Here is a 19,403-nt window from a genome sequence, read left to right as displayed (position 1 = left end):
CCGATCGGGTGCGGTGAAATCTGCGTGCCACTATTGATTTCATGAGCACCCTCTGTGGCAAACCGGTTGCCGACGATCGCGCGTTGGTGATGGCGATCGTCAATCGCACCCCCGATTCGTTCTACGACGGGGGAGCGAATTTCTCCGACGATGCAGCGATGGCGTCCGTGCACAGGGCTGTCGCCGAGGGTGCCGACATGGTCGATATCGGCGGCGTCAAAGCGGGCCCCGGTGACCTCGTCGACGCGGCGGAGGAGATCCGCCGCGTCGTGCCGTTCGTCGAAGCGATCCGGGGTGCGTATCCGGATCTGCTGATCAGTGTCGATACCTGGCGTAGCGAGGTCGCTCGCCTGGCCTGCGGTGTGGGAGCCGATCTGATCAACGACACCTGGGCCGGAGCCGATCCCGAGTTGGTGCGCGTCGCCGCTGCCGAGGGAGTCGGGATCGTGTGCTCGCACACCGGCGGTGCCGTTCCGCGGACCCGTCCGCACCGGGTTCGGTACACCGATGTCGTGGCCGATGTGGTCGCGGAAGTCACCGCAGCTGCCGACAACGCCGTCGCGGAGGGGGTGAAGAAGGATTCGATTCTGATCGATCCGACCCACGATTTCGGGAAAAACACCTATCACGGGCTCGAGTTGTTGCGTCGCGTGGACGTTCTTGTAAACACCGGGTGGCCTGTGCTCATGGCGCTGAGCAACAAGGACTTCGTAGGCGAGACTCTAGGGGTAGAGCTCGCCGACCGGTTGGAGGGAACATTGGCAGCGACAGCATTGGCCGCAGCAGGCGGAGCCCGGATGTTCCGGGTGCACGAGGTTGCGTCGACCAGAAGAGTCGTCGACATGGTGGCAGCGATCCAGGGACGACGAACCCCGGCGCGGACGGTCAGGGGGCTGGCATGACACTGGCCGATCGAACGGACGTGACCCGAATGTGGTCCGAGACCAACAGCTGGGACACCCCCGAATGGACCATCGCCGAGCTCGAGGCCGCGAAGGCGGGCCGCACGGTGTCCGTGGTGCTTCCGGCGCTGAACGAGGAACAGACGGTGGCCGCCGTCATCGACACCATCCACCCGTTGCTCGGTGGCCTCGTCGACGAACTGATCGTGCTGGACTCGGGCTCGACGGACGAGACGGCAGTGCGCGCGCGAGCGGCCGGTGCCCGTGTCATCAGTCGCGAGGAAGCGGTACCGGGGCTCGATCCGGTACCGGGCAAGGGCGAGGTGCTGTGGCGATCGGTCGCGGCGTCGACGGGTGACCTCATCGCCTTCGTCGATTCCGATCTGATCAATCCCGACCCCGCGTTCGTGCCGAAACTACTCGGGCCACTGCTGATGGGCGACGGCATCCATCTCGTCAAGGGCTACTACCGACGTCCACTTCGAGTCAGTGGCACCGAGGACGCCAACGGCGGTGGACGCGTCACCGAGTTGGTGGCTCGACCCTTGCTCGCGGCGCTGCGCCCGGAGCTGACCGGCGTGATCCAGCCGCTGGGCGGGGAGTACGCCGGCACTCGTGAGCTGTTGTCGGCGGTGCCGTTCGCGCCCGGTTACGGGGTGGAGATCGGCCTGCTGCTCGACACGTACGACCGGCTCGGTCTGCAGGCCATCGGACAGGTGAACCTGGGGGTGCGTAAGCATCGCAATCGGCCGCTGGTCGAACTCGGGGCGATGAGTCGGCAGATCGTCGGAACGATGCTCAATCGGTGCGGCATGGTCGATTCCGGTGCCGGACTGATGCAGTTCCGGGTGGCCGGGGATTCGTTCGAGCCGTTCTCGACCGAAGTGTCGTTGGCCGATCGACCGGCGATGAACTCACTGATCTGACCGACCGCGAGGTGCGTCCGGCCGACGTGTCGGACAGCCGTGACAAGATCGTGGCATGTTGACGCTGTTGATCTACATCATCGTCATTGCAGTCGTCGCTGCGGCGTTGTTCTTCGTTGCCGCAGCGGTGTTCGGTCGCGGTGAAGAGCTCGGGCCGTTGCCCGAGGGAACCACCGCGACGGTGCTGCCGGCCGAAGGAGTCACCGGTGCCGATGTACGCGCGTTGAAGTTCCAGCAGACGGTGCGGGGCTACAAGCCCAGCGAAGTCGACTGGGCTCTCGAGCGACTGGGCGGCGAGTTAGACATGCTGCGGTCACGGCTGTCCGCGGCGCAGGAGTCGGGTTCTCGATCCCCACTGTCGGGGCAGACCGGCAGTGCAGGCCTTACAGACAGTTCGGACCTCACCGACAGTGCGGGCGTCACAGGCACGGACGAGTCGGACGAACGGTGAGCGCAGTCGCGGGGCCGGACGGCAAGCTGCGCTGCCCGTGGGGTGCCACCGACGACGAGCTGTATCGCACCTATCACGACACGGAGTGGGGGCAGCCGCTGCACGGCCGCAACGAACTCTACGAGCGCCTGTGTCTGGAAGCGTTTCAGTCGGGCCTGGCGTGGATCACGATCCTGCGCAAGCGGGAAAGCTTCCGCACTGCTTTCGCCGGGTTCGATCCCGACGCAGTGGCCCGCTTCGACGACGCCGATGTGGAGCGGTTGATGAACGACGCGTCGATCGTGCGGAACCGACTCAAGATCGAGGCTGCGGTGAGCAACGCTCGCGCGATCGTCGACCTCGACGACACCGATCTCGACACTCTGCTGTGGTCCTTCGCGCCGGAGCCCAGGTCACAGCGGGTCACGGAGTTCACCGACGTGCCCGCGTCGACACCCGAATCGACGGCATTGGCCAAAGAGCTCAAACGCCGCGGGCTACGGTTCGTCGGTCCGACTACCGCTTACGCATTGATGCAGGCCACCGGAATGGTCGACGATCACCTGTCGGGGTGTTGGGTGCAGGTCACGAATACCGACTCAGGTTCCCCCCATCGACGGCGATAGGGAAGAATGGCACAGGACACTCCGTCGCCCCGCGACGAATTTATCTTTTAGGCCGAGGCGCCGAGCAGGTAGGCGCAGATCTGGAGGGAGCAGAGGATGGCGGCGATGAAGCCCCGGACCGGGGACGGTCCCCTCGAAGCAACCAAAGAGGGACGAGGAATCGTCATGCGTGTCCCGCTCGAGGGGGGCGGCCGTTTGGTCGTCGAATTGACCCCCGACGAGGCCGCGGCACTCGGTGACGAACTGAAGGGCGTCACCGGCTGATCGCCACGTCGATCGATCATCGCTCAGCCCCGCTCGCCGCACCGGCCAGCGGGGCTTTGTGTTGTGATCAGCAGGGTTGTGATCGGCAGGGTTGTGATCGGCAGGGTTGTGATCGGCAGGTCGTTTCCGGGGGAGTGCCGGAGAATCTGTCTCGATGTGAAAGAGGTGCTCGATGCTGACCGACGTCGTCGAATTGCTGGTCTGCCCACAGTGTCGCGTCCGTGAGGTCGAGTCGGGCCTGGGTCTCGGTGAGACCGATCGAAGTCTGTGGTGCGATCGTGGGCATTCGTTCGACGTGGCTCGGCAGGGGTACGTCAGCTTGCTGACAGGCGACGGCGGCAAGTTCACCGGTGATTCGGCCGAGATGGTCACAGCCCGCGAGAAGTTTCTCGGCGGCTGTCATTTCGAGCCCATCGCGGCGGCGGTGTCGGCGGCTGTTCCGCCCGAGTCGGACGTGGTCCTCGATGTCGGGGTCGGCACCGGGTATTACATCGCAGGTGTCCTGGACGCGCGTCCGGCCGCGCTGGGGGTCGGCGTGGACGTGTCCAAGTTCGCGGCGCGCCGAGCTGCGCGGTCGCATCCGCGGCTCGGGTGCGTCGTCGCGGACATCTGGAGTGGGCTACCGATTCGGGCGGGTGCCGTGTCTGCGGTGACGTGTGTGTTCTCGCCGCGCAATGCCGGTGAACTGCATCGGGTTCTCGGCGACGACGGCACGTTGGTGGTCGTCACGCCGACGTCGCGGCATCAGCGTGAACTGCGCGGGCCGCTGGGGCTGATCGGCGTTGAAGAGGACAAGACCCGTCGGCTCGGTGAGTCGCTGTCGGGTCTGTTCGAGTCGGTGGCCGAGACCCCGCTCGAGTACTCGATGATGCTCTCGCACAACGACATCGAGGAACTCATCGGTATGGGGCCGTCGATTCGACACGGTGACCCCGACGCGCGGTCCGCGGCGTTGAAGGATTTGCCCGACACCGTCCCCGTCACCGCGTCGGTGACGGTGTCGACCTACCGAAAGGTGTTTCAGCCCCGACGCGCCAGCGCGTCGTTGTAGACGGCGAGGGTCTGTTTCGCGATCGAGGCCCACGAGAATTCGGCAACGGCCCGCTCGCGGCCGGCTTTGCCCATCGCCGTCGCCAGTGCGGGGTCGAGAGCGACCTCGTTGACGGTGTCGGCGAGGGTTCGCTCGAAGACGTCGGGTTCGTACGAGTTGTAGTGCACCAGCCGTCCGGTGCGGCCGTCGTCGACGACCTCGGGGATGCCGCCGACGTCCGACGCCACGACCGCGGTTTCGCAGGCCATCGCCTCGAGGTTGACGATGCCGAGCGGCTCGTACACCGATGGGCAGACGAATACTGCCGCGGCAGAAAGAATCTCGCGAATCTTGTCGGTGGGAAGCATGTCCTTGACCCAGAAGACCCCGCTGCGTTGCTCGGCCAGCAACGCCACTGCGCGTTCGGTTTCTGCAGCGATCTCCGGAGTGTCGGGCGCGCCCGCGCACAGGACGAGCTGAATCGACGGATCGAAATGGTGTGCCGCGGCGATGAGGTGACCCACGCCCTTCTGCCGAGTGATGCGGCCGACGAACGCGACGATCGGCTTGCTGGGATCCACCCCGATCTCGTCGAGAGTCGACGTGCCGTGATCTGCGTACCACCGCTCGGTGTCGATCCCGTTGCGCACCACGTGGACTCGACTCGGGTCGAGGCGCGGATAAGCGTCGAGCACGTCCTTGGCCATGCCCTCGCTGACGGCGATGACGGCGTCGGCGTATTCCACCGCGTTCTTTTCCGACCACGACGAGATGCGGTAACCGCCGCCCAGCTGTTCGGCCTTCCACGGCCGACGGGGCTCGAGAGAGTGCGCGGTGAGGATGTGCGGAACGCCGTACAGTTCGGCCGCGAGGTGACCGGCGAGGCCGGTGTACCAGGTGTGTGAATGCACCACGTCCGCTCCGGCGGCCGCGTTGGCCATCCGCAGCTCAGCCGACAACGTGGTCAGTGCTGCGTTGGCTCCGGCGAGTGCAGGATCGGGATCGTGCACCTGTGCGGTGTCGCGCGGAGCTCCCATGCAATGGATGTCCACCTCGCACAGCGACTTCAGCTGCGCAGTCAACTCCGTGACATGAACTCCTGCGCCACCGTAGATCTCCGGCGGGTATTCCTTGGTCATCATCGCTACTCGCACGTGAACGAACCTACATTCCCCGGCAGTTGTGCGTGTACTGGTAGCAAGGTTCTCTCGGTGCGGATAGGTTGGGTGGGTGAGGACACAACCGCACGTACTAGGGATTGTGCTTGCCGGCGGAGAGGGTAAGCGCCTTTACCCGATGACCGCGGACCGAGCCAAGCCAGCCGTTCCCTTCGGGGGCGCCTACCGACTCATCGACTTCGTGCTGAGCAATCTCGTGAACGCCGGTTACCTCCGGCTCTGCGTGCTGACTCAGTACAAGTCCCATTCCCTGGACCGCCACATCTCGCAGACGTGGCGACTGTCCGGTTTCGCCGGGGAGTACATCACTCCGGTCCCGGCACAGCAGCGTCTCGGCCCCCGGTGGTACACCGGCAGCGCCGACGCCATCTTCCAGTCTCTGAACCTCGTGTACGACGAGGACCCCGAGTACATCGTGGTCTTCGGTGCCGACCACGTGTACCGAATGGACCCGGAGCAGATGGTGCAGCAGCACATCGACTCCGGCGCGGGCGTCACCGTTGCAGGCATCCGGGTTCCGCGTAGCGAGGCATTCGCGTTCGGCTGCATCGACTCGGACGAGAACGGCAAGATCACCCAGTTCCTGGAGAAGCCGGCGCAGCCGCCCGGTACCCCCGACGACCCGGACGTCACGTATGCGTCGATGGGCAACTACGTGTTCACCACCAAGGTGCTCGTGGATGCAATCAAGGCCGACTCCGAGAACTCCGACTCCGACCACGACATGGGCGGTGACATCATCCCGGCGCTCGTCGAAGCAGGCGTGGCCTCGGTCTACGACTTCAACGACAACGTCGTTCCCGGTGCCACCGAACGCGATCGCGGCTACTGGCGAGATGTCGGCACCATCGACGCCTTCTACGACGCCCACATGGACCTGGTGTCGGTGCATCCCATCTTCAATCTCTACAACCGCCGCTGGCCGATCCGCGGATCGGCCGAGAATCTGCCACCCGCCAAATTCGTCCAGGGCGGCCTCGCTCAGGAATCCGTCGTCGGTGCCGGGTGCATCCTCAGCGCCGCCACCGTCCGAAACTCGGTACTGAGCTCGAACGTCATGATCGACAGCGGCGCGACCGTCGAAGGCAGTGTCCTGATGCCCGGAGTCCGGATCGGCAAGGGTGCCGTCGTTCGGCACGCGATCCTCGACAAGAACGTCGTCGTGGGTGACGGCGAAATCGTCGGAGTCGATCTCGAACGCGACAGGGAACGCTTCAACGTCAGTGCCGGGGGAGTCGTCTCCGTCGGTAAGGGCATCTGGATCTGAGTGCCTGCGGCAGTGGTGCGGTTAGGTGCCGCAGAGGGCACCTAACCGCACCACTGCGCGGAGCGCACTCACGCTCTCGACGCGCAGATCAACCCGTCGCCCAGAGGGAGCAGCACCGTCGTGAGCCGTTCGTCCTCGGCGATGGCGCGCGCGGCCGATCGAACGGCCACCGCAGTCGCGTCGCGCTGAGTCGGATCTGCAACCCGGCCACCGAGCAATGCGTTGTGCAGCACCAGAACTCCGCCGGGGCGTAGCAACCGAACGCTCTCGGCGACGAAGTGTGGATGGTCCGCAGGGCTGGCGTCGATGAAGACCAGATCGTAGGTGTCGTCGGCCAATCGGGGGAGTACGTCCAAGGCCCAGCCGTTGATGAGCCGAGTGCGGGACGGCGCAATTCCCCCTGCCCGGAATGCTTCTCGCGCTGCCCGCTGGTGTTCGGGCTCGGTGTCGATGGTGGTCAGGACACCGTCCGCTCGCATCCCGTCGAGCAACCACAGGCCGCTGATTCCTGCGCCCGTTCCGATTTCGACGACCGTCTTCGCGCCGAGCATCTGAGTGAAGATGCTCAGGATGGCACCGACGGACGGCGGCACCGGAGCGGCACCGAGATCGACGGCTCGCTCTCTGGCTGCGATCAGAACCTCGTCCTCCTGAGCGGAGTCTTCGGCATAGGCGAGCATCTTCTCGGCGTTGGTCGGCACGTCCCGAGGTTATCGTGCCGGGGGCTCGATCTCACGCACACATTCTCAGGTGCGCCTCAGGTGATTCATACCGGACCCACACGCGGGTCGGTCAGGCTATGGAGGAATCGCAGGTCCGTCTCGATTGCGAAGTGTGAGCTGGAACATCCGAGGGTAGTCGTCGGTTGCATCAGAAGGACGTACGCAGTCCTGAGCAGGAGGATCCAACTATTTACAAGATCAACGGCGATCGCGACATCGCTCGTCTACCCGAGTCCGTGCCCACCCCCGACGACCTCAGCGGCACCGCAGTGTTCGATGCGACCGGCGAGAACTCCACCATGCCGTCCTGGGACGAGCTCGTTCGCGAACACGGTGATCGCGTCTACCGACTCGCGTACCGCCTCTCCGGCAACGCTCAGGACGCCGAAGACCTGACTCAGGACACCTTCATCCGCGTGTTCCGCTCCCTGTCGCACTACCAGCCGGGAACGTTCGAGGGCTGGCTGCACCGCATCACGACCAACCTGTTCCTCGACATGGTTCGTCGCCGCAGCCGTATCCGCATGGAAGCGCTGCCCGAGGACTACGACCGCGTTCCGTCGGACCGGCCCAACCCCGAGCAGATCTACCACGACGCTCGCCTCGACCCGGATCTGCAGTCTGCGCTCGATTCGCTGGCACCCGAGTTTCGTGCCGCAATCGTGTTGTGCGACATCGAAGGACTGTCGTACGAAGAGATCGGTGCGACACTGGGAGTCAAGCTCGGAACGGTTCGTAGTCGCATTCACCGCGGCCGTCACGCGCTACGGGAGTACCTTCGAGTGCACGGGAAGGTCGACTCGGGTCACGCAAGTGTCCACTAGCTACGAGGAGGGTTGGATGACGCAGGCACGTAAGCCTCGGCAATTCAGCTCCACCGAACATCTGGCCAGTGAAGCGGTTGCGGCTTACGTCGACGGTGAACTGCGAATGGCCGCGCACCTGCGCGCCGCTCATCACCTTTCCGAGTGCCCGGAGTGCTCGGCCGAGGTCGAGGCGCAGCAGCAGGCGCGCCACGCGCTTCGTGGCGCAGGCGAGATGTCCATGCCGCATTCGCTCCTCGGTTTGCTGAGCCAGATTCCGTCCTGTGCAGGCGACGACGGGCCCGCCCGAACCAAGCGGTCGTTCATGGCGTCCGTCGAGGCCGTGCGCCGCCGGCGACGCTGACCGCCCACGTTTTCTGCCCGACGAGTCCTCACCTGCATCGAGCTGCCCCGACCGCTCGAGTGATACTGAACTCTCACACCGACGTATGCGAGGGGTAACCGGACGCGTGACATCGAATTCGACCAGCACCGAGACCACAGGCACAGCAGACGAGGGTCCACGGTTGCCGCCGCGTCCGGTCCATCGACCCACCGTCGATCCGGTGTCGGCCTCGGTGTTCGGACGTCCCGATGACGTCGGCGGTTCGTTCTCCCCTCGTCGCCCCGACGAACAACTGCCTTCCCGTCTGACGGTCCGGCCGCCGGACCCCGTCCTGGCCGAGGCCTTCGGACGTCCCGACGACGCCACCGAGTCACTGCAGCGCGACCCCGACGCCGTCGACGAGTCCGACGCCGGCCCGCAGGTTCCCGCCGATCCATGGCGTGATCCTGCGTCCCGAGTGTCGCTGGGTGGCGCGGCCCTCGACACCCCACCACCTCCTGTGCTCCCTCCTGGAACCAAGCTCGGTGTGCGCGACGTCTTGTTCGGGCGGTCGGTATCCGTGCGGGCGCTCGTCGTACTCGGTGTCCTTGCCCTCGTCATCGGCTTGGTCGGTGGCCTGTTCGGCCGCCTGACCGCCGAAGTGACCGGCGCACTGACCAGCCAGAAAGTGACACTGACCCAGTCCAGTGGCGACGACGTCCCACGCGGCCAGATCAGCAAGGTGGCCGACGCGGTCCTGCCGTCGGTCGTCTCGATTCAGGTGACCCTCGGCGAGACCGGAGGCACCGGCTCGGGCGTCGTGATCGACGCCGACGAGGGCTACATCGTCACCAACAACCACGTGATCTCGCTCGCCGCGTCCGACGAGGACAAGTCGACCCTCGAAGTCACCTTCTCCGACGGCACCAAAGTGCCCGGACGCATCGTCGGCCGCGACACCAAGACCGACCTCGCCGTCCTCAAGACCGAAGTCGGCAACCTCACCGAGGCTCAGCTCGGTAGCTCCGGCGACGTTCGCGTCGGCCAGGATGTCATCGCCGTCGGATCGCCCCTGGGATTGAACAAGACGGTCACCTCGGGCATCGTCAGTGCGCTCGACCGCCCCGTCGCGCTGTCGGGGGAGGGCACCGACACCAACGCCGTCATCGACGCGGTACAGACCGACGCAGCCATCAACCCGGGTAACTCCGGTGGCCCCCTCATCGACTTCGAAGGTCGCGTCATCGGCATCAACTCCGCCATCCGAAGCGAGAGCGGCGGATCGGTGGGCCTGGGCTTCGCGATACCCGTCGACGAGGTCACCGAAGTAGCGCAGGCCCTCATCCGGGACGGCGTCATGCGCCACCCGGATTTCGGTATCAACGCGCGCTCGGTGATCAACGAAACCTCGGCGGGCGCAGAAGTCGCCAACGTCCGGGCCGGTGGGCCGGCCCAGCAAGCCGGAATCGTCGAAGGGGACGTCATCACCAAGGTCGGCGACCGCTCGGTAGGGGACGCGGACGAGCTCGTCGTCGCGGTGCAGGAAACCACGATCGGACAGGCGGTGCCGGTGCAACTCGTACGCTCGGGACGGCTGGTGGACCTGTCCGTCACGCCGGTTTCCGACTGACGACGTAGGCTGGCATCCGTGTTCGGCAACATCGGTTGGGGAGAGCTCGTCATTCTCCTCGTAGCAGCTCTGGTCATCCTCGGCCCGGATCGTCTCCCCGGTGCCATCAGCTGGGTGTCGAAATCCATCCGCCAGGTCAAGGACTACGCCAACGGCGCAAGCCAACAACTCAAGGACGAGCTGGGGACCGACTTCGAGGACCTGCGCAAGCCCCTCGCCGACCTCAACCAACTCCGCGGCATGACACCCCGAGCCGTGATCACCAAGCACCTGCTCGACGGCGACGACTCGATCTTCAAGAATCCGCTGGACGACACCTTCAAAGGCAAGCCCTTCGACACCAAGCCGAAGAACCTCGGCGGACCGACGCCACAGACAGGTACTCCGCAGAGTGGGGTGTCGATGAGCAAGGACGCGCCGAAGCTCGCAGCGGGCGATACCCCGCCCATCGACGCGGACGCCACGTAGGCATAGCCCCAACCGGCCCGACGAACCACCCAGTCTGCAGGCTGCGCCCGCCCGACCGCTGCGCCCCCCGTCGGATGAATGTGGGATTCAGTCGCTCTGAGTGCAACAAAGGCGCATTGATCCGGGGCGGGGCGGGCGGCAGGAGTGGGCGCGCCAGGGGCTAGAGCACCTTGTTCAGGAAGTCCTGGGTGCGTGGGTTCTGCGGGTTCCCGAACAGCTCGTCGGGCGTTCCCTCCTCGACGATGACGCCCTCGGCCATGAAGATCACTCGATCCGCGACTTCGCGTGCGAAGCCCATTTCGTGGGTGACGACGACCATCGTCATGCCGCCCTTGGCGAGGTCGCGCAGCACCTGCAGAACTTCGCCGACCATTTCGGGGTCCAGGGCGCTGGTGGCTTCGTCGAACAGCATGATCGACGGGCTCATGGCCAGTGCCCGCGCGATGGCGACACGCTGCTTCTGCCCGCCGGAGAGGTTGGCGGGCTTGTAGTCGGCGCGCTCGGACAGTCCGACCTGTTCGAGCAGCTGCAGGGCCGCGTCCTTGGCCTGCGACTTCGACATCTTCTTGGTCTCGACGGGCGCGAGCATGACGTTCTCGAGGGCGGTCATGTGCGGGAAGAGATTGAAGTGCTGGAACACCATGCCGATGTTCTGGCGCACCTTGTCCAGGTCCACGTTCTTGGCAGTGAGGTCGGTGCCGTCGACGACGACCGATCCGGCGGTGATGTCTTCGAGTTTGTTCAGGCAGCGCAGGAACGTGCTCTTGCCGGAGCCGGAGGGGCCGATCACGCACACCACTTCGCCGTTGGCGATCTCGGCGTCGATGCCCTTGAGAACCGTGTTGTCGCCGAACGCCTTCTGCAGGCCCTTGATCGAGATCTTCGTTCCCGGACCTTTGTCGACCGGCAGGTCCTTGGTCAGTTCGGTGCTCATTTGTTGATCCTCTTCTCGAGCCGGTTCGACAGCTTGGTGAGAGCCATGATGATGATGAAGTACAGGACACCGACGATCAGCCACATGTTGAACGACTCGAAGTTGCGCGCGATGATCAGTCGGCCGGTCTGGGTCAGTTCGGCCAGGCCGATGACCGAGAGCAGCGAGGTGTCCTTGAGCGTGATGACGAACTGATTGATGTACGACGGGATCATCGTGCGAATTGCCTGTGGCATCACCACTTTTCGCATCGACTTGAGGTAGCTGATGCCGAGGCTGCGGGACGCCTCCATCTGGCCCTTGTCGACGGCGAGGATGCCGCCGCGGACGATCTCGGCCATGTACGCACCGGCGTTGAGCGAGAGCGTGATGATGCCTGCGGTGAATGCCGACATCTGGAAGTTCAGCGCGGCGGGTACGCCGAAGTAGATGAAGAATGCCTGCACCAGAAGCGGTGTGCCACGGAAGATGTCGACGTAGGTGGTACCGATTCCGCGGAGCACGATGTTGGTCGAGACGCGGAACAGGCCGAAGATGCCGCCGAGTACGAGCGCGATGGCGATCGAGATGACGGTCAGCACGATCGTCAGCCACAGACCCTTGAGCAGCAACTGCCAGCTGCTGGCGATCAGGCCGGGGATGGAGGTGTCGGCGGTGGATGCGTCGGCGTTGAGGTAGGTATCGAGAATTTCGTCGTACTGGCCGTTGGCGCGCAGGTTCTCGAGGCCGGTGTTGAACTGGTCGAGCAACTGGGCGTTGGTGCCCTTGGCGACGGCGAATCCGTAACTGGCACCGGCTTCTTTCTCGGTGACCGTCTTGAATCCGTTGCCCTGGGTGATTCCGTAGGCGAGTACCGGGTAGTCCTCGAAGGCCGCTGCGGAGTTTCCGGTACGCACTTCCTCGAACATGGTCGCGGAGTCGTCGAAGCTGCGGATGGTGAAGCCGTACTGATCGGCGATCGACGTCGCGAAAGTCGCACCCTCGGTGCCGTTCTTGACGGCGACGGACTTACCGCGGAGGTCTTCGTAGCCCTTGATCTCGTCGTTGGAATCCAGAATCGCCATCTGGACACCGGAATCGAAGTACGGGTCGGAGAAGTCGAAGGTGGCCTTGCGCTCGTCGGTGATCGACATGCCGGCGATCATTCCGTTGAACTGGCCGCTGGTGACGCCTTGAAGCGCGGTGTCGAAACCGACCTGTTCGACGGTGTAGTCGAAGCCCTGGTCGACGGCGATGGCCGCGAGCAGGTCCATGTCGATTCCGACGAGTTTGCCTGTCTCGTCCTGGAATTCGAAGGGCGCGAACGTGGTGTCTGTCGCGATCGAGTAATTCTGGGCAGGCGGGGCAGGTTGTGCCGACGCCAGCCCGGGACCGAGTACGGATCCCAGCAGGGTCATCAGCAGTGCGATCAGTACCGGAACGACGACCGGCCTGACCCGATGCGGCTTCTTCATGAAGGCCACTCTCTATCGACAGTAGGATTGAAGGCAAATCATAAGGCTCCAACCCTGTCTCCCGCGTCGTTTGTCGGGTATAAGCTCCTGCCTTACAGTTTCCGGGTGGTGTCGATTCCCAGCGACATTCCCACCAGTCCGCGCTCGCGTACCGCAAGCTTTGCGGCGACCGACTCGAGTGCTTGTGCTGCAGGCGAATTCGGGTCGCTCAGCACAATCGGCGTGCCGGCGTCGCCGCCCTCACGGACGGCGGTGTCGAGCGGAATCTGGCCCAGCAGCGGCACCTTTGCACCCACGGCCTTGGTGAGGCGATCCGATACGTCCTGTCCGCCACCGGATCCGAAAATATCCATGCGGGTACCGTCGGGCAGCTCGAGCCACGACATGTTCTCCACGACGCCCGCAACGCGCTGACGCGTCTGTAGGGCGATCGCTCCGGCGCGTTCGGCAACCTCGGCCGCGGCCTGCTGCGGGGTGGTGACCACGAGGATCTCGGCACTCGGAATCAGCTGCGCGACAGAGATGGCCACGTCACCGGTGCCGGGCGGAAGGTCGAGGAGCAACACGTCCAGGTCGCCCCAGAACACGTCGGCGAGGAATTGTTGGAGTGCCCGGTGCAGCATGGGGCCGCGCCAGACGACCGGGGTGTTGCCCTGAGTGAACTGCGCGATCGAGATGAACTTCACGCCGTGCGCCTGCGGCGGCATGATCATCTTCTCCACCTGCGTGGGTCGCGCGTCGTTGCCGAGCATGCGAGGCACGGAATGGCCGTAGATGTCGGCGTCGAGCACACCGACGGAAAGTCCGCGAGCGGCAAGGGACGCGGCCAGGTTGACCGTCACGCTGGACTTGCCCACCCCGCCCTTACCCGACGCCACCGCGTACACGCGCGTCAGCGATCCGGGTTGCGCGAAGGGAATGATCGGTTCGGCGGAATCGCCACGCAGGGACTTGCGCAGTTCGGTGCGTTGCTCGTCGTTCATCACGTCGAGTTCGACCGAGACGACACCGACGCCTGCGACGTCTGCCACTGCGTTCTTGACGCGATCGCTGATCTCGGTCTTCATCGGGCACCCGGCGGTGGTGAGATAGATGCCGACACCGACTGCGCCGTCGGCGGCGATGTCGATGCTCTTGACCATGCCGAGGTCGGTGATGGGTTTGCGGATCTCCGGGTCGATCACCTTGGAAAGCGCGGTCCGAACGTCGGATTCGGTCAGTACAGCCATTGCTTCATGCTAGGCGGTGCGCCGACTCCCGATGAACAGCAGGGCAGCGCGATCAGTGCAGTGTCCGATTCAGTGCTGCGGTCGATTCAGTGAATGCGCGGCAGCTGGTCCGAGGACGGCACGATGCCGGTGGCGTAACCGGCCGACCATGCGAGCACGTTCGCCACGTACGCCATCGAGTTGTTGTAGCGCAGGATCGCTCGGGTGGTCGAGGCGAGGTCTCGCGCGTTGGTGCCGTCGTCGCACAGGTACATGCCGGTTGCCAGGGCTGCGTCGTACAGATTCTGGGGGTCGGAGACTCCGTCGCCGTTGCCGTCCGCGTGATAGAGGTTCCACGTCGACGGCAGGAACTGCATCGGGCCGACTGCGCGGTCGTACTGGGTGTCGCCGTCGAGCGCACCGCCGTCGGTGTCACGGATCACCTGATTGCCGGCGAGGGTGCCGTTCAGAACCGGTCCGAGGATGGGCTCGTGCAGTTCACCCGAGTCGTCGACCTTGCCGTTGTTGGCGTGGGTCGATTCGACGCGTCCGATGCCGGCGATGACGGTCCAGCTGATGCCGCAGCCGGGCTGCTGCTGGGCCAGGATGCGCTCTGCGTTCTTGTAGGCGGAGACGTTGACGACCGGGATCGCGATGGGGCTGACCGCAAGGTTGGTGGGCAGCTCGGGTGTGGGCGGGATCTCGGGAACCGGGGCCGGCGCGGGGACCGGTGCGGGTGTCGGCAGCTCGGCCTGGGCCACCGGCTGCGCCTGCTGATCGTGGGCGATCGGCTCCGGCGTCTCGACCACGGAGTTCGATTCCTGTGCGGCCGGGGCCGTCTTGGCGCTGACGAACGGGATGTATTCGGTCGCTCCGGCGCTGGTCGCGGCTGTCACGAGTCCTGCGGGGACCAGGCCTGCCAGAGCAATCACCGAGCTCCGTCGAACCTTGGAATTCGATGCTTTTCTGTGACGACCCACGCGCGCTGTACCTCCTGATTTCCCCGGATGATCTCCGGGGCCCGACCTGATGACCGGGGTCGAGGGTACCTGATTCGAGACTGTTCCGTTATCGGGCCGTTACCAGGCGTGGAGGGGTGCGCGGTCTATTGCAGGTCGGTCTCGCTCGACGCGTCGTCGGACAGGCGCGCGGCTGCTTTCTTGCGTGCCTTCTTCGGTGCGTTGACGGGTTGGCCCGTCGCCTGCTCCAGCAGTGCCTTGATGTCGTCGAGTTCGCGGCGCAGATAGTCGCGGGTGGCGACTTCACCGACGGCGATTCGCAGAGCCGCGAGCTCCCGGGCGAGGAACTCGGTGTCGGCCTTGGTCTGCTGAGCCCGCGAGCGATCCTCTTCGAGTGAGACGCGGTCGCGGTCGTCCTGCCGATTCTGGGCGAGCAGGATCAACGGTGCGGCGTACGCGGCCTGCGTCGAGAAGGCGAGGTTGAGCAGGATGAAGGGATACGGGTCCCACTGCAGATTGACGGCCACGACGTTGAGGAAGATCCAGACGATGACGATGCCGGTCTGAATCGCCAGATAGCGTCCGGTACCCAGGAATCGCGCTGCCTTCTCGCCCGACTTACCGAGATCGAAGTCGAAGTTGACGTTGAACAGCCGCGAACCGCGCGGCGTGTCCATTCTCTGGCGTGCTGTTTCTTTCACTGTCCCGCCACTTCCTGATCTCGCCAGTCCTCGGGCAGCAGGTGATCGAGGACGTCGTCCACGGTCACGGCACCTACAAGGTGGTCCTCGTCGTCGACCACCGGGCCGCAGACGAGGTTGTACGTCGCGAAGTACCGCGTCACCGCGGTCAGGCTGTCCTCCGGGGACAGCCGCGGGAGTGCGCTGTCCACGACTCCGCCCACCAGGCTCGCCGGCGGTTCTCGCAACAATTGCTGCAGGTGAACGCAGCCGAGATACGGGCCGGTCGGTGTTGCGGTCGGTGGCCGCACCACGAACACGAGCGAGGCCAGCGCGGGCGTCAGGTCGGGGTTGCGTACCCGGGCGAGGGCCTCGGCCACCGTCGTCGACGCGGTGAGGATCACGGGCTCGGGCGTCATCAGACCGCCCGCGGTGTCGGGGGAGTGTTCGAGCAGGCGGCGAACCGGCGCCGAGTCCTCCGGATCCATCAGTCGCAGAAGCGATTCCGCTTCGGTTTCGGGTAGCTCGCCGAGGAGGTCGGCAGCGTCGTCCGGGTCCATGGCCTCGAGCACATCGGCACCACGGTCGACGCCGAGGTAGTGCATCAGCTCCACCTGATCGTCGTCGGGAAGTTCCTGGACGACGTCGGCGAGACGCTCGTCGTCGAGGGCCCGCGCCACCTCCATGCGGCGCTTGACGGGGAGCTCACGCATGGCATTCGCCACGTCGGCGGCGCGCAGGTCCTCGAACTGCATCAACAGCTGCGCCACACCCTGGTCGGGCATCGACAGTTCGTTCTGCGTCAGTCCCTGCACGTGCTGCCAGTCGACGACGTGGATGGCACCGCGCCGCGCTAGGCGTTGGCGCTGCTTACGCACCGCCACGCGTGCGACCTTCCAGTCTCGAGTTCGGGTGAGCTCGATGCCGAGATCGACGACGACGGAATCGGTGTCGTGCAACTCGTCCAATTCGGGATCGTCGACGCGCACTTTGGAGTCGAGGATCTGCGCGAACACCAGAATCTCGTTCGCGCGCTGAGTGAATCGGCGCAGACTGACGTTTCCGGTGGTGAGCTGAACGGAGTTGGGCTCGATGCTGGTCACTCGCAGCATCGGGACGAAAATTCTTCGGCGCGTTGCCAATTCGACCACGAGCCCGAGGACTCGCGGCTGTGCCCTGCCCACGCGCATGGAAACCACCACGTCGCGCACTCGCCCGATCGATTCGCCGTCGGGGCCCAGGACGCCGAGGCCGGCGAGCCTGGCCGCGAATACCTTGCTCAGTGCTGCCATGATGGCAAGGTTAGAGGCAGGGCAATACAGCGGGTGAATCAGACAGGGGTAGTGCTTTCGATGGGTGCTTCGGGATTGCGTCGATCGGTACTGGCCGTTCCGGGCAGTTCGGACAAGATGATCGCCAAGGCCAAGGGCCTGCCTGCGGACGCGATCTTCCTCGATCTCGAGGATGCCGTCGCGCCGATCGCCAAGGTCGAGGCCCGCGCGCGCATCGTCGACGCGTTGAACTCCGACGGTTGGGGCGATCAGCTCAAGGTCGTGCGCGTGAACGACTGGACGACGCAGTGGACGTACGGCGACGTCATCGACGTCGTCTCCGGGGCGGGTGGAAATCTCGACGCCATTCTGTTGCCGAAGGTCGAGTGCGCGGCACACGTACAGGCGTTGGATCTGTTGCTCACTCAGCTCGAGAAGGAGCACGGTCTCGCCGTCGGGGCCATCGGCATCGAGCCGCAGATCGAGAGCGCACGCAGCCTGCGCAACATCGACGAGATCGCAACCGCGAGCCCCCGGGTGCAGACGTTGGTGTTCGGGCCGGCCGACCTGATGGCGAGCGTCAACATGCGCACCCTCGTCGTCGGGGAACAGCCGGTGGGATACGACACCGGCGACGCCTATCACCACATTCTGATGACGATCCTGCTGGCGGCTCGGACGCACGGATTGCAGGCAATCGACGGACCGTACCTGCAGATACGCGATCTCGATGCGTTTCGCCGGGCCGCGGGACGGACGGCCGGCCTCGGGTTCGACGGCAAGTGGGTGCTGCACCCGACGCAGATCGAGGCGGCCAACGAGATCTTCGCGCCACGACAGGACGATTACGACAAGGCCGAGCTGATTCTCGACGCGTACGAGTTCCACACCTCGGCGGCGGGCGGCGCTCGCGGTGCGGTGATGCTCGGCGACGAGATGATCGACGAGGCGAGCCGCAAGATGGCGCTGGTCGTCTCGGCGAAGGGCCGCGCGGCCGGTCTGACACGCATGACGACGTTCGAGCCGCCCACCTCCTGATCCACGCAGTGTTCGCGGACAGAACAATGGGTGTGACGGTGTCCGTTTTGGGGGACAATGGAGTCATGACCAATCCCCTCTCACAGCCGGGCCGCCCAGGGCAAGGACTGCCGACGCCGCCGTCCGGTTGGCCCATCGGTTCCTACCCCACCTACGCCGAGGCGCAGCGCGCCGTCGACTTCCTCTCCGACGAGGAATTCTCGGTACAGGACGTCACCATCGTCGGCGTCGATCTGATGCAGGTCGAACGCGTCCTCGGCCGCCTCACCTGGCCCAAAGTTATTGGTGGAGGCATTGTTTCGGGAGCGTGGCTCGGGGTTTTCCTCGGCCTGGTCCTCGGCATCTTCAGCGAGAACATCTTCGGAGCTCTGCTCATCGGCGTCGGCGGCGGCATCATCTTCGGTTTGATCTCGGCGTCCATTCCGTACGCGGCCACCAAGGGGCAGCGCGATTTCGCGTCGAGCATGCAGTTGGTCGCCGGACGCTACGACGTCATCTGCGAGCCTCGGACGGCGGAGAAAGCACGGGACCTGCTCGCCAAACTGTCGATTTGATCACACCGGTTGGACGACCAGGCAACCGACAGGTAACGGAATAGCCCCAAATCGCCCTCGAGGCCAGTGAGTTCGGTTACGTTTCTCTCGTGCACGGCAGTGCCGACACAAGGGCTGCGCGAGTAACCGAACGTACGGAGGCGGGACAGTGCCGAGACATCGTGGTCGTAGGCGTGGGAAAGCAACGAGGATAGGGGTGTTGGCGGCAGCGGCTCTGGTGACGAGTCCGTTGCTCGCAGCGTGTGGTTCGTCGGACAGTTCGGTTCCGGTTCTGAGTTTCTACACTGCCGCAGACGGCGCAGAGCAATACGCCGCTGCGGCACAGGTGTGTTCGGACGCCTCCAACGGCCGGTACCGGGTGGAGCAGCGGACACTGCCCAAGAGTGCCAACGATCAGCGCCTGCAGCTCGCGAGGCGTCTCGCCGGAAACGACAAGACGCTGGATCTGATGACACTCGACGTGGTGTGGACCGCCGAATTCGCCGAGGCCGGATGGGCATTGCCCGTTCCGGACGACCTGTCGGCGAAGCTGCGCGACGGTTCCACTCTGGAAGGCCCGCTCGCCACTGCGGAATGGCAGGACCAGCTCTACGCCGTTCCGCTCAACTCCAATACTCAGTTGCTCTGGTACCGGCCCGACGAGGTGCCGGACGGTACCCCGCCACAGACATGGGATCAGCTGATCGATGTGGCCGAGGCCAATGCGGCCGCCGGTAAGCCCGCTCAGATCGGAG

General features: G+C 65.0%; 22 protein-coding genes. 14 read left to right on the top strand and 8 right to left on the bottom strand.

Features of this window, described 5'->3' with window-relative positions; genetic code table 11:
* Positions 1-41 precede the first annotated feature (41 nt).
* The 6 genes from folP to E4P29_RS00085 all read left to right on the top strand — a co-directional run bounded on the left by folP (position 42) and on the right by E4P29_RS00085 (position 4,199).
* Positions 42-902, top strand: a complete 861-nt coding sequence (folP, locus tag E4P29_RS00110) for a dihydropteroate synthase (protein WP_032375486.1) — start codon at positions 42-44, stop codon at positions 900-902.
* Complete coding sequence (locus tag E4P29_RS00105) at positions 899-1,828, top strand: glucosyl-3-phosphoglycerate synthase (RefSeq protein WP_027498057.1); 930 nt, start codon at positions 899-901, stop codon at positions 1,826-1,828. Before folP ends, E4P29_RS00105 begins: the two co-directional genes overlap by 4 nt.
* A 55-nt stretch (positions 1,829-1,883) precedes the next feature.
* Positions 1,884-2,279 (top strand): DivIVA domain-containing protein, encoded by a 396-nt coding sequence (locus E4P29_RS00100; RefSeq protein WP_135040893.1) that lies wholly within the window; start codon positions 1,884-1,886, stop codon positions 2,277-2,279.
* A gap of 26 nt (positions 2,280-2,305) precedes the next feature.
* Positions 2,306-2,884 carry a DNA-3-methyladenine glycosylase I gene (locus tag E4P29_RS00095; RefSeq protein WP_245154123.1) on the top strand — a complete coding sequence of 193 codons (579 nt, stop codon included), beginning with the start codon at positions 2,306-2,308 and terminating at the stop codon, positions 2,882-2,884.
* Between the two features lie 96 nt (positions 2,885-2,980).
* Positions 2,981-3,148, top strand: coding sequence for a DUF3117 domain-containing protein (locus E4P29_RS00090; RefSeq protein ID WP_008714277.1), 168 nt, complete (start codon positions 2,981-2,983; stop codon positions 3,146-3,148).
* A 172-nt stretch (positions 3,149-3,320) separates the two neighbouring features.
* Positions 3,321-4,199, top strand: coding sequence for a putative RNA methyltransferase (locus E4P29_RS00085; protein WP_135040889.1), 879 nt, complete (start codon positions 3,321-3,323; stop codon positions 4,197-4,199).
* Here the strand turns inward: E4P29_RS00085 and glgA are convergent.
* Positions 4,169-5,332, bottom strand: a complete 1,164-nt coding sequence (glgA, locus tag E4P29_RS00080; RefSeq protein WP_135040887.1) for a glycogen synthase — start codon at positions 5,330-5,332, stop codon at positions 4,169-4,171. The genes E4P29_RS00085 and glgA overlap by 31 nt on opposite strands.
* A gap of 76 nt (positions 5,333-5,408) precedes the next feature.
* On the opposite strand from glgA, the gene glgC reads away from it, so the two are divergent.
* A complete protein-coding gene (gene glgC / locus E4P29_RS00075) occupies positions 5,409-6,623 on the top strand; it encodes a glucose-1-phosphate adenylyltransferase (RefSeq protein WP_135040884.1) in 1,215 nt (404 codons plus the stop codon).
* 68 nt (positions 6,624-6,691) lie between these two features.
* On the opposite strand, the gene E4P29_RS00070 is transcribed toward glgC, so the two are convergent.
* Complete coding sequence (locus E4P29_RS00070) at positions 6,692-7,303, bottom strand: O-methyltransferase (RefSeq protein WP_032365496.1); 612 nt, start codon at positions 7,301-7,303, stop codon at positions 6,692-6,694.
* Positions 7,304-7,560: 257 nt separating this feature from the next.
* Here E4P29_RS00070 and sigE point away from each other — a divergent pair, with 257 nt between their 5' ends.
* The 4 genes from sigE (at position 7,561) to tatB (ending at position 10,571) form a co-directional block, all read left to right on the top strand.
* Positions 7,561-8,169, top strand: a complete 609-nt coding sequence (gene sigE / locus E4P29_RS00065) for an RNA polymerase sigma factor SigE (RefSeq protein ID WP_209205278.1) — start codon at positions 7,561-7,563, stop codon at positions 8,167-8,169.
* A gap of 16 nt (positions 8,170-8,185) precedes the next feature.
* The gene (locus tag E4P29_RS00060) at positions 8,186-8,512 is read left to right on the top strand and encodes a zf-HC2 domain-containing protein (RefSeq protein ID WP_135040882.1); all 327 of its coding nucleotides are present in this window, start codon (positions 8,186-8,188) and stop codon (positions 8,510-8,512) included.
* Positions 8,513-8,597: 85 nt separating this feature from the next.
* Positions 8,598-10,103 carry a trypsin-like peptidase domain-containing protein gene (locus E4P29_RS00055; RefSeq protein ID WP_135040880.1) on the top strand — a complete coding sequence of 502 codons (1,506 nt, stop codon included), beginning with the start codon at positions 8,598-8,600 and terminating at the stop codon, positions 10,101-10,103.
* Between the two features lie 18 nt (positions 10,104-10,121).
* Positions 10,122-10,571 carry a Sec-independent protein translocase protein TatB gene (gene tatB / locus E4P29_RS00050; protein WP_135040878.1) on the top strand — a complete coding sequence of 150 codons (450 nt, stop codon included), beginning with the start codon at positions 10,122-10,124 and terminating at the stop codon, positions 10,569-10,571.
* Between the two features lie 160 nt (positions 10,572-10,731).
* Here the strand turns inward: tatB and E4P29_RS00045 are convergent, their stop codons facing one another.
* The 6 genes from E4P29_RS00045 to E4P29_RS00020 form a co-directional block, all read right to left on the bottom strand.
* On the bottom strand, positions 10,732-11,505 hold the full coding sequence (locus E4P29_RS00045) for an amino acid ABC transporter ATP-binding protein (protein WP_135040876.1): 774 nt from the start codon (positions 11,503-11,505) through the stop codon (positions 10,732-10,734).
* Positions 11,502-12,959, bottom strand: coding sequence for an amino acid ABC transporter substrate-binding protein/permease (locus E4P29_RS00040; RefSeq protein ID WP_032369630.1), 1,458 nt, complete (start codon positions 12,957-12,959; stop codon positions 11,502-11,504). Before E4P29_RS00040 ends, E4P29_RS00045 begins: the two co-directional genes overlap by 4 nt.
* 92 nt (positions 12,960-13,051) lie before the next feature.
* A complete protein-coding gene (locus E4P29_RS00035) occupies positions 13,052-14,188 on the bottom strand; it encodes an Mrp/NBP35 family ATP-binding protein (RefSeq protein WP_135040874.1) in 1,137 nt (378 codons plus the stop codon).
* An 86-nt stretch (positions 14,189-14,274) separates the two neighbouring features.
* On the bottom strand, positions 14,275-15,147 hold the full coding sequence (locus E4P29_RS00030; protein ID WP_209205245.1) for a murein transglycosylase: 873 nt from the start codon (positions 15,145-15,147) through the stop codon (positions 14,275-14,277).
* 125 nt (positions 15,148-15,272) lie between these two features.
* The gene (locus E4P29_RS00025) at positions 15,273-15,803 is read right to left on the bottom strand and encodes a DUF1003 domain-containing protein (protein WP_135041808.1); all 531 of its coding nucleotides are present in this window, start codon (positions 15,801-15,803) and stop codon (positions 15,273-15,275) included.
* Between the two features lie 20 nt (positions 15,804-15,823).
* Positions 15,824-17,098, bottom strand: a complete 1,275-nt coding sequence (locus E4P29_RS00020; protein ID WP_027498042.1) for a CBS domain-containing protein — start codon at positions 17,096-17,098, stop codon at positions 15,824-15,826.
* 60 nt (positions 17,099-17,158) lie between these two features.
* On the opposite strand from E4P29_RS00020, the gene E4P29_RS00015 reads away from it, so the two are divergent.
* The 3 genes from E4P29_RS00015 to E4P29_RS00005 all read left to right on the top strand — a co-directional run.
* On the top strand, positions 17,159-18,115 hold the full coding sequence (locus tag E4P29_RS00015; protein ID WP_135040870.1) for a CoA ester lyase: 957 nt from the start codon (positions 17,159-17,161) through the stop codon (positions 18,113-18,115).
* Between the two features lie 65 nt (positions 18,116-18,180).
* Positions 18,181-18,669 carry a general stress protein gene (locus E4P29_RS00010; RefSeq protein ID WP_027498040.1) on the top strand — a complete coding sequence of 163 codons (489 nt, stop codon included), beginning with the start codon at positions 18,181-18,183 and terminating at the stop codon, positions 18,667-18,669.
* A gap of 196 nt (positions 18,670-18,865) precedes the next feature.
* Positions 18,866-19,403, top strand: a 538-nt coding sequence (locus E4P29_RS00005; protein ID WP_135040868.1) for an extracellular solute-binding protein, incomplete at its 3' end; no start/stop codon positions are given.

Source organism: Rhodococcus sp. 1R11 (genome assembly GCF_004563845.1).
Taxonomy (GTDB): Bacteria; Actinomycetota; Actinomycetes; order Mycobacteriales; family Mycobacteriaceae; genus Rhodococcoides.
This window is presented reverse-complemented; position numbering and strand designations above follow the sequence as displayed.

Bases quoted from the DNA above. Each gene is read 5' to 3' on its own strand.
- folP (WP_032375486.1), top strand. From the start codon at position 42: ATGAGCACCCTCTGTGGCAAACCGGTTGCCGACGATCGCGCGTTGGTG.
- E4P29_RS00105 (WP_027498057.1), top strand. From the start codon at position 899: ATGACACTGGCCGATCGAACGGACGTGACCCGAATGTGGTCCGAGACC.
- E4P29_RS00100 (WP_135040893.1), top strand. From the start codon at position 1,884: ATGTTGACGCTGTTGATCTACATCATCGTCATTGCAGTCGTCGCTGCG.
- E4P29_RS00090 (WP_008714277.1), top strand. From the start codon at position 2,981: ATGGCGGCGATGAAGCCCCGGACCGGGGACGGTCCCCTCGAAGCAACC.
- E4P29_RS00085 (WP_135040889.1), top strand. From the start codon at position 3,321: ATGCTGACCGACGTCGTCGAATTGCTGGTCTGCCCACAGTGTCGCGTC.
- E4P29_RS00070 (WP_032365496.1), bottom strand. From the start codon at position 7,303: ATGCTCGCCTATGCCGAAGACTCCGCTCAGGAGGACGAGGTTCTGATC.
- E4P29_RS00060 (WP_135040882.1), top strand. From the start codon at position 8,186: ATGACGCAGGCACGTAAGCCTCGGCAATTCAGCTCCACCGAACATCTG.
- E4P29_RS00055 (WP_135040880.1), top strand. From the start codon at position 8,598: ATGCGAGGGGTAACCGGACGCGTGACATCGAATTCGACCAGCACCGAG.
- E4P29_RS00045 (WP_135040876.1), bottom strand. From the start codon at position 11,505: ATGAGCACCGAACTGACCAAGGACCTGCCGGTCGACAAAGGTCCGGGA.
- E4P29_RS00040 (WP_032369630.1), bottom strand. From the start codon at position 12,959: ATGAAGAAGCCGCATCGGGTCAGGCCGGTCGTCGTTCCGGTACTGATC.
- E4P29_RS00035 (WP_135040874.1), bottom strand. From the start codon at position 14,188: ATGGCTGTACTGACCGAATCCGACGTTCGGACCGCGCTTTCCAAGGTG.
- E4P29_RS00025 (WP_135041808.1), bottom strand. From the start codon at position 15,803: ATGGACACGCCGCGCGGTTCGCGGCTGTTCAACGTCAACTTCGACTTC.
- E4P29_RS00020 (WP_027498042.1), bottom strand. From the start codon at position 17,098: ATGGCAGCACTGAGCAAGGTATTCGCGGCCAGGCTCGCCGGCCTCGGC.
- E4P29_RS00015 (WP_135040870.1), top strand. From the start codon at position 17,159: ATGGGTGCTTCGGGATTGCGTCGATCGGTACTGGCCGTTCCGGGCAGT.
- E4P29_RS00010 (WP_027498040.1), top strand. From the start codon at position 18,181: ATGACCAATCCCCTCTCACAGCCGGGCCGCCCAGGGCAAGGACTGCCG.